Annotated in this window: 13 protein-coding genes and 1 rRNA gene; 2 read left to right on the forward strand and 12 right to left on the reverse strand. The window is 71.6% G+C overall.

Annotated features, from left to right (window positions below):
* Nucleotides 1-53 precede the first annotated feature (53 nt).
* The 5 genes from recN to ACFWDI_RS25470 all read right to left on the reverse strand — a co-directional run bounded on the left by recN (nt 54) and on the right by ACFWDI_RS25470 (nt 4,465).
* The gene (gene recN / locus ACFWDI_RS25450) at nt 54-1,790 is read right to left on the reverse strand and encodes a DNA repair protein RecN (RefSeq protein WP_385307120.1); all 1,737 of its coding nucleotides are present in this window, start codon (nt 1,788-1,790) and stop codon (nt 54-56) included.
* A gap of 90 nt (nt 1,791-1,880) precedes the next feature.
* Nucleotides 1,881-2,060: a hypothetical protein gene (locus ACFWDI_RS25455; RefSeq protein ID WP_385307096.1), complete on the reverse strand. Its 180-nt coding sequence runs from the start codon at nt 2,058-2,060 to the stop codon at nt 1,881-1,883.
* 269 nt (nt 2,061-2,329) lie between these two features.
* Nucleotides 2,330-3,247: an NAD kinase gene (locus ACFWDI_RS25460; RefSeq protein WP_385307097.1), complete on the reverse strand. Its 918-nt coding sequence runs from the start codon at nt 3,245-3,247 to the stop codon at nt 2,330-2,332.
* A complete protein-coding gene (locus ACFWDI_RS25465; RefSeq protein WP_385307099.1) occupies nt 3,244-4,059 on the reverse strand; it encodes a TlyA family RNA methyltransferase in 816 nt (271 codons plus the stop codon). Before ACFWDI_RS25465 ends, ACFWDI_RS25460 begins: the two co-directional genes overlap by 4 nt.
* A 7-nt stretch (nt 4,060-4,066) precedes the next feature.
* Nucleotides 4,067-4,465: a hypothetical protein gene (locus tag ACFWDI_RS25470; protein ID WP_385307101.1), complete on the reverse strand. Its 399-nt coding sequence runs from the start codon at nt 4,463-4,465 to the stop codon at nt 4,067-4,069.
* 42 nt (nt 4,466-4,507) lie between these two features.
* Here ACFWDI_RS25470 and ACFWDI_RS25475 point away from each other — a divergent pair, with 42 nt between their 5' ends.
* Nucleotides 4,508-4,855: an SCP2 sterol-binding domain-containing protein gene (locus ACFWDI_RS25475; protein WP_362689501.1), complete on the forward strand. Its 348-nt coding sequence runs from the start codon at nt 4,508-4,510 to the stop codon at nt 4,853-4,855.
* 83 nt (nt 4,856-4,938) lie between these two features.
* Here the strand turns inward: ACFWDI_RS25475 and ACFWDI_RS25480 are convergent, their stop codons facing one another.
* The 4 genes from ACFWDI_RS25480 to ACFWDI_RS25495 form a co-directional block, all read right to left on the reverse strand.
* Nucleotides 4,939-5,742, reverse strand: coding sequence for an ABC transporter ATP-binding protein (locus ACFWDI_RS25480; protein ID WP_385307102.1), 804 nt, complete (start codon nt 5,740-5,742; stop codon nt 4,939-4,941).
* Nucleotides 5,743-5,795: 53 nt separating this feature from the next.
* Nucleotides 5,796-6,830 carry a FecCD family ABC transporter permease gene (locus ACFWDI_RS25485; protein ID WP_385307121.1) on the reverse strand — a complete coding sequence of 345 codons (1,035 nt, stop codon included), beginning with the start codon at nt 6,828-6,830 and terminating at the stop codon, nt 5,796-5,798.
* Between the two features lie 91 nt (nt 6,831-6,921).
* The gene (locus ACFWDI_RS25490) at nt 6,922-7,971 is read right to left on the reverse strand and encodes a FecCD family ABC transporter permease (RefSeq protein WP_385307123.1); all 1,050 of its coding nucleotides are present in this window, start codon (nt 7,969-7,971) and stop codon (nt 6,922-6,924) included.
* A gap of 192 nt (nt 7,972-8,163) precedes the next feature.
* A complete protein-coding gene (locus ACFWDI_RS25495; protein ID WP_385307103.1) occupies nt 8,164-9,192 on the reverse strand; it encodes an HAD-IIA family hydrolase in 1,029 nt (342 codons plus the stop codon).
* A 71-nt stretch (nt 9,193-9,263) separates the two neighbouring features.
* Between ACFWDI_RS25495 and ACFWDI_RS25500 the strand changes: the two genes are divergently transcribed.
* The gene (locus ACFWDI_RS25500) at nt 9,264-10,544 is read left to right on the forward strand and encodes a DUF1015 domain-containing protein (RefSeq protein WP_385307104.1); all 1,281 of its coding nucleotides are present in this window, start codon (nt 9,264-9,266) and stop codon (nt 10,542-10,544) included.
* A 99-nt stretch (nt 10,545-10,643) separates the two neighbouring features.
* Here ACFWDI_RS25500 and ACFWDI_RS25505 read toward each other — a convergent pair whose 3' ends face one another.
* From ACFWDI_RS25505 to rrf, 3 genes are all read right to left on the reverse strand, one after another.
* Entirely contained in the window at nt 10,644-11,354 is a 711-nt protein-coding gene (locus ACFWDI_RS25505) for a hypothetical protein (protein ID WP_385307106.1), read from the reverse strand.
* Nucleotides 11,321-12,760, reverse strand: a complete 1,440-nt coding sequence (locus ACFWDI_RS25510) for a hypothetical protein (RefSeq protein WP_385307107.1) — start codon at nt 12,758-12,760, stop codon at nt 11,321-11,323. The genes ACFWDI_RS25505 and ACFWDI_RS25510 overlap by 34 nt, the downstream gene beginning before the upstream one ends.
* A gap of 219 nt (nt 12,761-12,979) precedes the next feature.
* Nucleotides 12,980-13,084: ribosomal RNA gene (rrf, locus tag ACFWDI_RS25515) — 5S ribosomal RNA — on the reverse strand; the annotation flags it as partial.

A 13,084-nucleotide genomic window follows, 5' to 3' on the forward strand; every position in this document is an offset into this window, starting at 1 on the left:
GCCGCGGGCTACCCGTCCGCCCGGGCCGTCCCCAGAAACTCCTCCGCCGCGGGCTACCCGTCCGCCCGGGCCGTCGCCAGGAGCTCCTCCGCGTGCGCACGGGCCGTCTCCGAGTCCTCCTGGCCCGCCAGCATCCGCGACAGTTCGCGCACCCTGTCCTCGCCCTCCAGGACTGTCACACCGCTTCGCGTCACCGTGCCGTCGTTCGTCTTCTCGACGAGCAGCTGCCGGTCGGCGAACGCCGCCACCTGCGGCAGATGCGTCACGACCACCACCTGCGCCGACTTGGCGAGCTTCGCCAGCCGCCGGCCGATCTCCACCGCCGCCTTGCCGCCCACGCCCGCGTCGACCTCGTCGAAGAGATACGTCGGCACCGGATCGGTCCCCGCGAAGACGACCTCGACCGCCAGCATCACCCGCGACAGCTCACCGCCCGACGCCCCCTTGGCGATCGGCCGCGGCGGCGCGCCCGGGTGCGGGGCCAGCAGCAGTTCGACCTCGTCGACGCCGGACGGCCCGTACACCACCGCGCGGCCGCCGACCTCGACGCCGGAGGCCTCGTCGACGGACTCGGTCTGCCTGATGTCGAAGGACACCCGCGCGTGCGGCATCGCGAGTGAGGCCAGCTCCGCGGTGACCGCCTCGGCGAACCGCGCCGCCGCCTCCGTACGCGCGTCGGTCAACGCCTGTGCCAGACCGGACAGTTCGCTCCGCAGCGCGTCCCGCTCCGCCGCCAGCTCGCCGATCCGGTCGTCGTCGCCGTCCAGCTCGGTGAGCCGACCCGCGCTCTCCTCCGCCCACGCCAGCACGGCGGCAATGCCTTCACCGGTCGCGGCGTACTTGCGCGTCAGCCCGGTCAGCGCCGCCCGCCGTTCCTCCACCGCGGCCAGCCGCAGTGGATCGGCGTCCAGATTGTCCGCGTACCCGGCCAGCTCTCCCGCCACGTCACCGAGCAGGATGGAGATCTCGCCCATCCGGTCGGCGAGCCCGGCCAGCGCGGGGTCGTGCGAGCGTACGGCGTCCAGGGCCCGTCCTGCGCCCGCGACCAGCGTCGTCGCGTCGACGCCCTCCGGGTCCTCGGGATGGCCCGCCAGCGCGCCGTGCGCGAGCGACGCGGCGGACGCCAGCGCCTCGGCGTGGCCCAGCCGCTCCGCCTCCGCGGCGAGTTCGACGTCCTCGCCGGCCCGCGGCTCGACGCCCGCGATCTCGTTCAGCCCGAAGCGCAGCAGATCGGCTTCCTGCGCGCGCTCACGGGCGCGCGTGGTCAGCTCGTCCAGTTCGACGGAGACGGCCCGCAGCCGCCGGTACGCGGCCGCGTACTTGGCGTGCGGCCCGGTGACCGCACCGCCCGCGTACCGGTCGAGCGCCTCCCGCTGCCGCGCGGGCCGCAGCAGCCCCTGCTGGTCGGTCTGGCCGTGCACGGCGACGAGTTCGTCGGCCAGCTCGCCCAGCACGCCCACCGGCACGGACCGCCCACCGACGTGGGCGCGGGAGCGCCCCTCCGCGGAGACGGTCCGGCTGATCAGCAGCATGCCGTCCTCGAGCTCGGCCCCGGCCTCCTCGGCCCGTACCGCGGCGGGGCCGTCGGCGGACACACTGATCCGCCCCTCCACCACCGCCGCCTTGGCGCCGATCCGCACCAGGGCGGGGTCGGCGCGCCCGCCGAGCAGCAGCCCCAGGCTGGTGACGACCATGGTCTTGCCCGCGCCCGTCTCGCCGGTCACCGCAGTGAAACCGGGTGACAGCTCGACGACCGCGTCGTCGATGACACCGAGCGACCGTATCCGCATCTCCTCCAACACGGACACGACCTTACGAGGTCCGGGGCCCGCTGTGCGACGGACCCCGGCCTCCGATTCACTCTCCAGGGCAGCGGAGAGTCACCGCAGCCCCTTTGTCCGCCGCAGCAGTCGGACATAAGGGCCCCATCGCGACCTGCGTACGCCCTCCGCCCGGTCCAGGCTGTCCTCGGTCACGGCGTCGTGCTGCCGACGCCGGAAGAGCGGCCACGTCAGCCGGGCGGGGCCGCGTACGCGCATCGCGAGCGGATGGTTCAGCACGGCACCGCCCCCGCCTCCTCCACGACGTACTCGTGGAAGCCGTGGAAGCCGCGCGGCCCGGTGAGCGGAAGCGGACCCACCGGCCGGGCGCGTACTCGACGCCCGTGTGGCGCACCGGACCGTGCCCGCCCTTCGCGCCCACCCCGAGCGGCCGGTCGAGCGCATCCGCAGCCACGGCTCGTACGGCCGGAGCCCGTCGTCCGGCGCGGAGAGCGAGTCCGGCAGCGCGCCTGCCTCTCCCACGGATGGGCCAGGACAGCCCGGCGGCCCTAGTGCGGCGCGCCGCGCCAACCGGACACCGGCAGCGCGAACTTGGCCACCAGTCGGTCCGTGAAGGACGCGTGGTGCAGTCGCGCCAGCCGTACGGGAACGGCCCCGCGCCGTACCTCCACCCGTGCGCCCGGCGGCAGTTCGGCCGTCCTGCGCCCGTCGCACCACAGCACCCCCTGCGGTGTGTGCGGCTGCACCTCCACCGCGAGTACCGACGTCGGCGAGGTCACCAGCGGCTTGGCGAACAGGGCGTGCGCGCCGATCGGCACCATCAGCAGCGCCTCCACCTCCGGCCAGACCACCGGGCCGCCGGCGGAGAACGCATACGCGGTCGAGCCGGTCGGCGTCGCGCAGACGATGCCGTCGCAGCCGAAGCCGGTCACCGGCCGCCCGTCGATCTCGAGGATGACCTCGAGCATCCGCTCGGGCGAGACCTTCTGCACCGCCGCCTCGTTCAGCGCCCAGTCCTGGTGCACGACATCGCCGTTGCTGTGCACGACGACATCGATGGTCATGCGCTCCTCGACCTCGTACTCGCGGGTGACGACGCGGTCGACGACCTTGTCGAGGTCGTCGCGCTCGGCCTCCGCCAGGAAGCCGACCCGCCCCAGGTTGACGCCGAGCATCGGCACCCCGGAGGCGCGGGCGAATTCGGCGCCGCGCAGCAGGGTCCCGTCCCCGCCGAGCACGATCAGCAGTTCACAGCCGTCGAGTACGTCGGGAGTCGCCTCGCGGACCGTCTCGACGGACGGCGGCAGCGGCAGGTCGGCCGCTTCCGCCTCCAGTACGCGTACGCCGAGACCGTTGCGCAGCAGCCCCTGTACGACGAGTTCGGCACTGCGGATCGCCGCAGGTCTGCCGGTGTGTGCGAGCAGGAAAACGGTACGTGCTGGTGTCGCTGCCGGTGTCGTTGTCAACGAGGTCCCTCCGCCACTGCACGGTCGACGTCCGCCGGGTCGAGCTCGGGCGCTCCGGCCCGGAGCCACAGAAAATACTCGACGTTTCCGGAGGGGCCCGGCAGCGGGCTGGCCGTGATGCCCAGCACGCCGAGACCGAGCTCCCCCGCCTTGCGCGCCACATTCCGTACCGCGTCCGCGCGCAGCTCCGGGTCACGGACGACCCCGCCGCTGCCGAGGCGTTCCTTGCCCACCTCGAACTGCGGCTTGACCATCAGCACCAGATCCGCGCCGGACGCCGTACACCGGACGAGCGCGGGCAGGACGAGGCCGAGCGGAATGAAGGAAAGGTCCCCCACCACCAGGTCCACCGCCTCACCGTCGATCGTCTCCAGCGTCAGCTCGCGCACATTCGTACGGTCCTTGACCGTCACGCGTTCATCACTCTGAAGAGACCAGGCGAGTTGTCCGTATCCGACGTCGACGGCGACGACATGGGCGACGCCCGCCCGCAGCAGTACGTCCGTGAAGCCGCCGGTGGACGCGCCCGCGTCCAGTGCCCGCCTGCCCTCGACCTTCAGCCCGAGCGGCACGAAGGCCGCCAGCGCGCCGGCGAGCTTGTGTCCGCCGCGCGAGACGTAGTCGGGGTCGCTGTCGTCTGCGGTGACGACGACGGCGGCGCTGGTCTCGACCTGGGTCGCGGGTTTGGTCGCGGTGTTGCCGCCGACCGTCACCCGTCCCGCGGCGATCAGCTGGCTCGCGTGCTCGCGCGAGCGTGCGAGGTTGCGGCGTACCAGCTCGGCGTCGAGACGGCGGCGGGCCACTCCTGCCACGTTCGGTTCAGCTCCTGTTGTCGTACGACGGTGATGGCGAGGGCCCCTGAGGCGCAGGTGCCGGGCGTGCGTCGAGCGCGGTCAGCGCGTCGCGCAGCCCCCGGTGTACATCCTCGTACACCTCGAGGTGTCCGTCCGCCGGGAGGTGGTCGGCGTCGGCCAGCCGCTCCAGCCGGTCGTCGACATCGGCGTTGCCGGTCGGCACGCGCTGCACGCCGACGGGCGCGGGCGCGGCAGGGTCGTAGGCCTGACGGGCAGCCGCCCCGGGCCCCACCGGCTCCCGGCTCTCCCGGTCCGTGTTCTCGGACGCTGGGTTCTCGGACGCTGGGTTCTCCGGCTCCGGGCTCACTGGTCCCTCCTGAAACCCCTGCTCCTGGATCTCAGGGCCCGGCATCGAGTCGCTCATGCCCAGACGCTACCGCGAAGCCCTGAGGTACCGTCGATCACGATGGCGACGACGGAAGAGTGCCGCAGCGCACTCGACAAACTCTCGGACAACCTGGCACAGGCGGACGGTGATGTACGCAGCGCTGCCGCGCTCGACCGTTCCCTCAGCTGCCACATCAAGGACCTGGACATCACCTTCACCGGCCGCCTCGTGGACGGCCGGATCGATGTGGTCGACACGCTCCAGGGACCGCCGCCCGACAGGGCTCAGATCCGTCTCGCGATGAGCGGCGACGATCTGGTGGCCATGGTGAACGGTGAGCTGAACTTCGCGAAGGCCTGGGCCTCCGGCCGGGTCAGGCTCGAGGCCGGCTTCCGCGATCTGCTGCGCCTGAGGACGCTGCTGTAGCGGTCACTGCACTGCCGTGACGGCCGGGACGCTGCCGTGGCGGCCGGTGCACTGCCGCGGCGGCCGGGCAGCTGCTTCAGCGGTCAGGACACCACCGTGGCGCTACGCCTCCGGGATGCCGGCACCACCAGCGGCGTCCCGGACTCCGGGTCGTCGATGACCTGGCTCTTCACCCCGAAGACCTGCTCCACCAGCTCGGCGGTGACCACATCCGCGGGCGCGCCCTCGGCGACGATCTTCCCTTCGCGCAGCGCGATGAGGTGTGTGGCGTAACGGGCGGCCTGATTGAGGTCATGCAGTACGGCGACAAGCGTCCGCCCCTGCGTCTCGTGCAGCTCCGCGCACAGGTCGAGCACCTCGAGCTGGTGCTGGATGTCGAGGAATGTCGTGGGCTCGTCGAGCAGCAGCAGTGGGGTCTGCTGGGCCAGTGCCATCGCGATCCATACGCGCTGCCGCTGCCCACCGGACAATTCATCGACATAGCGCTCCGCCAGTTCGCCGACTCCGGTCGCGGCCATCGATTCCTCGACAATCCGCTCGTCCTCCGGCGACCACTGACGCAGCAGCCCCTGGTGCGGATAGCGGCCGCGTGCGACGAGGTCGGCGACCGTGATCCCGTCCGGTGCGATCGTCGACTGCGGCAGCAGGCCCAGCGTCCTGGCGACCTTCTTGGCCGGCAGCGAGTGGATGGTCTGTCCGTCCAGCAGGACCCGTCCCTCGGACGGCTTCAGCATCCGGGACAGGGCACGCAGCAGTGTCGACTTTCCGCAGGCATTGGGGCCGACGATCACTGTGAAGGAGTTGTCGGGGATCTCCACCGAGAGGTTCTCGGCGATGACCCGCTGGTCGTAGCCGAGGGTGACCGATTCCGCGGTGAGGCGCTGCATTGTCGTCGTACTCCTGGATTCCGATGGTTCGTCTGCCACGGGCTTCACCGTGCTCATATGCGTCCTGCCTTGCGTTCGGTGACCAGCAGCCAGAGCAGATAGCAGCCGCCGAGCACTCCGGTCACCACACCGACCGGCAACTGCCGCTCGCCGAAGGCGTTGGTGGCGATCCAGTCGGCGACCAGCAGCAGCGCGGCGCCCATCACCGCGGCGGCGGCCAGGTTCGGGCCGGGCGAGCGGGTCAGCCGACGGGCGAGCTGCGGTGCGCTCAGCGCGACGAAGGTGATCGGCCCCGCCGCCGCGGTCGCGACCGAGACCAGCAGGACGCCGGCGCTCAACAGCACCACACGGGTGCGTTCGACCGGCGCGCCCAGCGCGTACGCCGCGTCGTCGCCCATCTCCAGCATCCGCAGCGGCCGCCCGTACCCGGACACCAGCGGCACGAGAACGGCGCACACGCCCAGCAGTGGCCAGACCTGCGCCCAGTCGCGGCCGTCGAGCGAGCCGGTCATCCAGAGCGTGGCCTGGATGGCGTCGACCAGGCTGGCCTTGGTGAGCAGATACTGGTTGGCGGCGGTGAGCACGGCGGCGATGCCGATACCGACGAGGACCAGCCGGTAGCCGTGCACCCCGCGCTTCCAGGCCAGTACATGGACGCCGACGCCGGTCGCCACTCCGCCGACGAGCGCGCCGCCCGCCACCGCGACGGCCCCGCCGTGGAAGAGCACGATGACGCTGAGCGCGCCGACGGTCGCGCCCTGCCCGAAGCCGATGACGTCCGGACTGCCCAGCGGATTACGGGTGATGGACTGGAAGATCGCGCCGCTGAGGGCGAGCGAGGCGCCGACGAGCACTCCGACCAGCACTCGCGGCAGCCGCAGATCCTGAACGATGAACTCCTGCGCCGGCGTGCCGTTCCCGAGCAGCGTGGCGATCACCTCGCCGGGTGAGATCGGGAAGTCGCCGCTGCCGATGAGTACGACTCCGGTGGCCGCGGTGGCCGCGGCGAGCAGCAGCACGACGACGGCCGCGCGCGGATCGACCCGGACGGAGAGCCCGCCGGGGGTGCGTATGGCTTTCACTGGGATTTCCCTCGCATGACGTTCCGGGCAGGTCGTCGGAGCTGTCTGTCCTGCCGGGGGTCCGGAGGTTGTCCCCCGGGAAGACACAGCACGGCCTTCACAGCTGGGCCATCCTCTTGCGGCGTACGAGATGGATGAAGACGGGCCCGCCGATCAGCGCGGTGACGATGCCGACCTGCAGCTCGGCGGGGCGGGTGATGACCCGGCCGACGACATCGGCGCCCAGCAGCAGGACGGGCGAGAGGACCGTCGCGTACGGCAGGATCCACCGCATGTCCGGACCTGTGATGGCGCGGACGAGATGCGGGATCATCAGCCCGATGAAGACGATCGGCCCGCAGGCGGCGGTCGCCGACCCGCACAGCAGAGTGACGGCGAGCATCGAGAGGATGCGGGTGCGGTTCAGATGCGCGCCCAGCGCGCGGGCGGTGTCGTCACCCATCTCCATCGCGTTCAGCGGCCGTGCGAGCAGCAGCGCGAGCAACACGCCGATGCCGATGAAAGGCGCCACCTTGCCGATGGTCTCCATATCGGCCGAGGCCAGCGAGCCGACCGTCCAGAACCGGAGCCGGTCGAGCGCGGCCGCGTCCAGCAGCTGTACGGCGTGGATATAGCCGACGAGCGCGGCGCTGACGGCGGTTCCGGCGAGCGCGAGGCGTACCGGTGTCGCGCCCCGGCTGCCGCCGAGGATGTACACGAGCGCGGAGACGACGCCCGCGCCCAGGAACGCGAACCACACATAGCCGGTGAGCGAGGTGACGCCGAGGAAGCTGATGGCGGAGACGACGGCGGCCGAGGCGCCGGCGTTCACGCCCAACAGTCCCGGTTCCGCGAGCGGGTTGCGGGTCAGCGCCTGCATCACCGCGCCGGCGAGTCCGAGAGCCGCGCCGACGATCAGGCCGAGCAGGGTCCGCGGTACACGAACATCGTGGACGATCACGTCGTTGCCGGCGCCCGAGTTGTGGAACAGGCCGTGCCACACGTCGGACAGCGGCATCGACTTGGCACCTGTCGCGATGCTCGCGAGGCAGACCAGCAGCAGGATGCCGACTGACACGAGCAACCCGGTGGCGCGCAGCGCGTGCCGCCTCCGGGATGCGGGTGCGGATTGCGGCTCCGCGCTCTGTTTGGGGGGACTGTCGACCAACACGAGGTTAGGTTAGCCTACCCTCGCCACGGCGAGGGGGCTCCCCTTCCGTGAATGGCGCCGGCCGGACCAGCCTCCCCTGCCGCCGACTCCGGCGCGAAGAAAGGGAGTCGGCGCTTCAAGGACGACCGCGGAAGGAAGAGACGCATCGTATGGACCGAAGTCCCTCCGCCCCACCCGCGGGGCACGGCCCTACAGTCCCAGCCGGGACAGCACCTTGTCCGCGTCCAGCTCGCACACGCCGTCCCCGGCGTCGGTCCAGGCCGCAGCACACAGCGCCCGCAGCCCGTCCAACGGCTCGCCGTCCCCGTCGAGCGCCAGCTCGTCCTCCCGTACGGACGCGGTCCACCCGCCGCATGTGAACCCGCCCTCCGCCTCACCGACTTCGGGCTGCCCGGTCAGCATCCCGCGCAGATCGGCGTCCACATAGGTCGGCCGGTGCTCGGGCCGCGCGGCCAGCAGCTGCGCGCCGTCCGTCACCCCGGTCAGTACGAGCAGCGAGTCCACGCCGCCGTTGAACGCACCCTCGATGTCCGTATCCAGCCGGTCCCCGACCACCAGCGGCCTACGCGCACCCGTCCGCAGGATCGTCTCCTTGTGCATCGGCGGCAGCGGCTTGCCCGCCACCTGCGGCTCCGCACCCGTCGCGATCCGTACGACCTCCACGGCCGCACCATTGCCCGGCGCGATCCCGCGCGCACTCGGAATCGTCAGATCCGTGTTGGAAGCGAACCACGGCACGCCCCGCGCGATCGCGTAACAGGCCTCGGCGAACCGCCCCCAGGCCAGGTCAGGACCGCCGTACCCCTGCACCACCGCCGCCGGATCGTCGTCGGCGGACTCCACCGGCTCGAGCCCGCGCTCGCGCAGCGCGACCCGCAGCCCCTCCCCGCCGACCACCAGCACCCGGGAACCGGCCGGCACCTGCTCGGAGATCAACCGGGCCACGGCCTGTGCGGAGTTGATGACATCCGCCGCGTCGGTGGGCACGCCCAGCTCGGTGATGTGCGCGGCCACGGCCTCGGGCGGCCGCAGCGCATTGTTGGTCACATAGGCGAGATGCATCCCGCCGTCCCGCGCCGTCAGCAGCGAATCCACGGCGTGCGCAATCGCCTCACCGCCCGCGTACACCACTCCGTCGAGGTCGAGCAGCGCCGTGTCGTACACCTCGCTCAGCGCCGTCGCACTACCGCTCGGCCGGTTCCTGCTCTGCTGGCTCATTCGTTTCCGCTCCTCGCTCAGTGTCGCTCCCCGATCATCGCTCATCCGCGCGACCCACATACGATGCACAAATGAACACCGAAGGTCCCGCGGCCAATGACGGTCTGCACCTGATCCCGTTCCGTGGACTGCGCTATGTCCCTGAGCGGGTCGGCAGTCTCGCCGCCGTGACCTCACCGCCGTACGACGTCGTCGTCAGGCCCGACGGCCTGCTCCATCTGGAGTCGGCGGATCCGCACAACATCGTCCGGCTTATCCTCCCGCAGGCGAACACCGCTGGCGCCCGCAACCAGCAGGCCGCCGACACCCTCGACCGCTGGCTCTCCGAGGGCATCCTGGCCCCGGACCCCGAGCCCGCGTTCTACGTGTACGAGCAGCGCAGGGACGACATCCTCCAGCGGGGCATCATCGGGGCGCTCGCACTGTCCGAACCGTCCGAGGGCGTCGTCCTCCCGCACGAGGACGTGATGCCGGACGTCGTCGCGGACCGCGCGGCTCTGATGCGTACGACCGCCGCCAATCTGGAACCGCTGCTCTTCACCTACCGCAGCACGGGCGGTGCGACCGGCGCGACCGCCGTTATCGACCGCACCATCCTGCGTACCCCGCTGCTGGCCACCACCACGGAGGACGGCTTCAAGCACCGGCTGTGGTCCGTGACGGACCCCGACGACCTGTCCGAGGTCCGCGCCGATCTCTCCGACCACCAGGCGCTGATCGCCGACGGCCACCACCGCTGGGCGACCTATCTGCGGCTGCGCGCCGAACACCCTTCCCCGAGCCCGTGGAACTACGGCCTGGTCCTGCTGATCGACACGGCCCGCTATCCCCTCAGGGTGCGCGCCATCCACCGCCTGTTGCACCGCCTCCCTGTCTCCGAGGCGCTGACCGCTCTGACCGGCTCGTTCCGCATCCAGCAACTCGACGGCCCGCTTCCACAGGCGCTCGAGACTCTCGCGAACGCGGCCGCCGAGGGCAACGCCTTCCTCCTCGCGGGCGACGGCGGATTCCACCTCGTCGACCGCCCGGACGTCGAGCTGCTGTCCCGTACGGTCCGGCGCGACCGCCCCGAGGCCTGGCGCACACTCGACGCCACGGTCCTCCACTCCACGCTCCTGGACCACATCTGGCGGATCCCGGACACCCCGGAGCACATCGCCTACATCCATGACACGGAGGCGGCCGTCGAGCAGGCGGAACGCAAGGGCGGCACCGCGGTGGTGATGCATCCGGTGCGGGAAGAGGTCGTGCGGAATCTCGCTCGCGAGGGGGTCACGATGCCCCGCAAGTCCACGTCGTTCGGCCCGAAGCCGGCGACGGGCCTGGTCCTCAGAAGCCTCGCACTGGACTGACGAACCGACGGACTGACGACGAGAACTGACGACGAGATACGGACATACGAAAGGGCGGCACCCATGCCGGGTGCCGCCCTTTCGTCTGCGTGTACTTACCTACTCGGCCTTGTCACCCTCGACATCGCCGTCGGCGTCGCTGTCGGCCTCGCCGTCGACGTCACTTTCGGCCTCGTCGGCGGCGGCGGCCGGCTCCGTGGACGCGTCGGGCGCCTCGTCCTCGCCCATGGCGTCGACGAACTCCACACCGTCTATCTCGGCGAGCCGGTCCGAGGCGTCGGTCGCCCCGTCCTTGTCCGCCTCGAGCGCCTTGGCGAACCACTCACGCGCCTCGCCGTCGCGCCCGGCGGCCAGCAGCGCGTCGGCGTACGCGTAACGCAGCCGCGCGGTCCAGGGCTGTACGGAGTTGGACGCCAGCTCGGGGCTCTGCAGGGTCACGATGGCAGCGTCGATCTGCCCCATGTCCCGTCGCGCTCCGGCCGCGACCAGCCGCATTTCGACCTGGCCGGCCTTGTCGAGCTTCTGCACCTCGGGCTCACCGGCCATCGCCATCGCCCGTTCGGGCCGCCCGAGCCCCCGCTCGCAGTCCGCCATGACGGGCCACAGCTCGACGCTCCCGGTCATCCGCTTGGCCGCACGGAACTCGGCAAGCGCCTCCGAGTACTTCTGCGTCGCGTACGCGGCGAAACCCGCGGCCTCGCGCACGGCGGCCACACGAGAAGCGAGCCGCAGCGCCACCTTGGAGTAGGCGTACGCCTGCTCGGGGTCCTCGTCGATCAGATTGGCGACCATGACGAGGTTCTTGGCCACGTCCTCGGCGAGGCCCTTCGGCAGGCTCTGAAGCTCCTGCCGTACGTCCTTGTCGATCTCGTCGCCCGTGACGTCCTCGGGAATCGGCAGCCGCTTGATCGGCTCCCGGTCACCGCGGTCGCGGTCGTCGCGCCGCCCGTAGCCACCACGGTCGTCACGAGACCCGCGGTACCCGCCACGGTCGTCACGTCGGTCGTCGCGCTGCCCGCGGTACCCACCGCGGTCGCGGTCGTCACCACGGGGGCCACTCGGCCGGTCGTCGCGGCGCCCGTAACCACCGCCACCACCGCTGGGGCGACCGCCACGGTCGTCGTCGCGACGCGGACCGCTCGGCCGGTCCTCGCGGCGCCCGTAGCCGCCACCACCGCTGGGGCGACCGCCACGGTCGTCGTCGCGACGGCCGTAACCACCGCCGCCGCCACTGCCACTGCCACTGCCACTGGGACGCGACCCGTAGCCGCCGCCACTGCTGGGACGACCACCACGGTCATCATCGCGACGCGGCGCACCGTAGCCACCACGGTCATCGTCACGACGCGGCCCACGATCCCGGTCGCGGTCCCGGTCATCACGCCGGAAGGCACCGCCACGCTCGTCGTCACGGCGGGGGCCACTCGGCCGGTCATCGCGACGGCCGTAGCCACCGCCACCGCCGCTGGGGCGACCGCCACGGTCGTCGTCACGGCGTGCGCCGTACCCGCCACCACCGCTGGGGCGCGACCCGTAGCCGCCGCCACTGCTGGGACGACCACCACGGTCATCGTCACGACGCGGACCACTCGGCCGGTCATCACGACGCCCGTAACCACCGCCACCGCCGCCGGGGCGACCGCCACGGTCGTCGTCACGGCGTGCGCCGTACCCGCCACCGCTGCTCGGGCGTCCACCGCGCTCATCGTCGCGACGCGGGCCACTCGGCCGGTCATCACGACGGCCATAGCCACCGCCGCCGCTGGGGCGCGACCCGTAGCCGCCGCCACTGCTGGGACGACCACCACGGTCATCGTCGCGACGCGGACCACTCGGCCGGTCATCACGACGGCCGTAGCCACCGCCGCCGCCGCTGGGGCGACCGCCACGGTCATCATCGCGACGCGGACCACTCGGCCGGTCATCGCGACGGCCGTAGCCACCGCCACCACCGCTGGGGCGACCGCCACGGTCGTCGTCACGGCGTGCGCCGTACCCGCCACCGCTGCTCGGGCGCGACCCGTAGCCGCCACCACTGCTGGGACGACCACCACGGTCATCATCACGACGCGGACCACTCGGCCGGTCATCACGCCGGCCGTAACCACCGCCGCCGCCACCACTGCTGGGACGACCACCACGGTCATCATCACGACGCGGCCCACGGTAGCCACCACGGTCATCGTCACGGCGCGGCCCACGATCCCGGTCGTCACGGCCGCCGCGGAAACCGCCCCGGTCGCCACCGTCCCTACGACGCGGCTCGCGCTCCGGACGGTCGTCGGGAGAGTTGGTGGACATCGGCGTGACTCCTGTCTTCGGGTACTGCAGTCATTCTCGCGCAGCCGGCCATCGGACGCGCTTCGAAAAATAGGCAAAACAAAAAAGGACCCGTAGCCCAGCGTGAACGCTGGACCACGGGTCCTTGAAAGATTGTTCGGCGGCGTCCTACTCTCCCACAGGGTCCCCCCTGCAGTACCATCGGCGCTGAAAGGCTTAGCTTCCGGGTTCGGAATGTAACCGGGCGTTTCCCTAACGCT

It is taken from the genome of Streptomyces sp. NPDC060064, assembly GCF_042736455.1.
Classification (GTDB): domain Bacteria; phylum Actinomycetota; class Actinomycetes; order Streptomycetales; family Streptomycetaceae; genus Streptomyces.

Bases quoted from the DNA above. Each gene is read 5' to 3' on its own strand.
- recN (WP_385307120.1), bottom strand. From the start codon at position 1,790: ATGCGGATACGGTCGCTCGGTGTCATCGACGACGCGGTCGTCGAGCTG.
- ACFWDI_RS25470 (WP_385307101.1), bottom strand. From the start codon at position 4,465: ATGAGCGACTCGATGCCGGGCCCTGAGATCCAGGAGCAGGGGTTTCAG.
- ACFWDI_RS25475 (WP_362689501.1), top strand. From the start codon at position 4,508: ATGGCGACGACGGAAGAGTGCCGCAGCGCACTCGACAAACTCTCGGAC.
- ACFWDI_RS25480 (WP_385307102.1), bottom strand. From the start codon at position 5,742: ATGCAGCGCCTCACCGCGGAATCGGTCACCCTCGGCTACGACCAGCGG.
- ACFWDI_RS25495 (WP_385307103.1), bottom strand. From the start codon at position 9,192: ATGAGCCAGCAGAGCAGGAACCGGCCGAGCGGTAGTGCGACGGCGCTG.
- ACFWDI_RS25500 (WP_385307104.1), top strand. From the start codon at position 9,264: ATGAACACCGAAGGTCCCGCGGCCAATGACGGTCTGCACCTGATCCCG.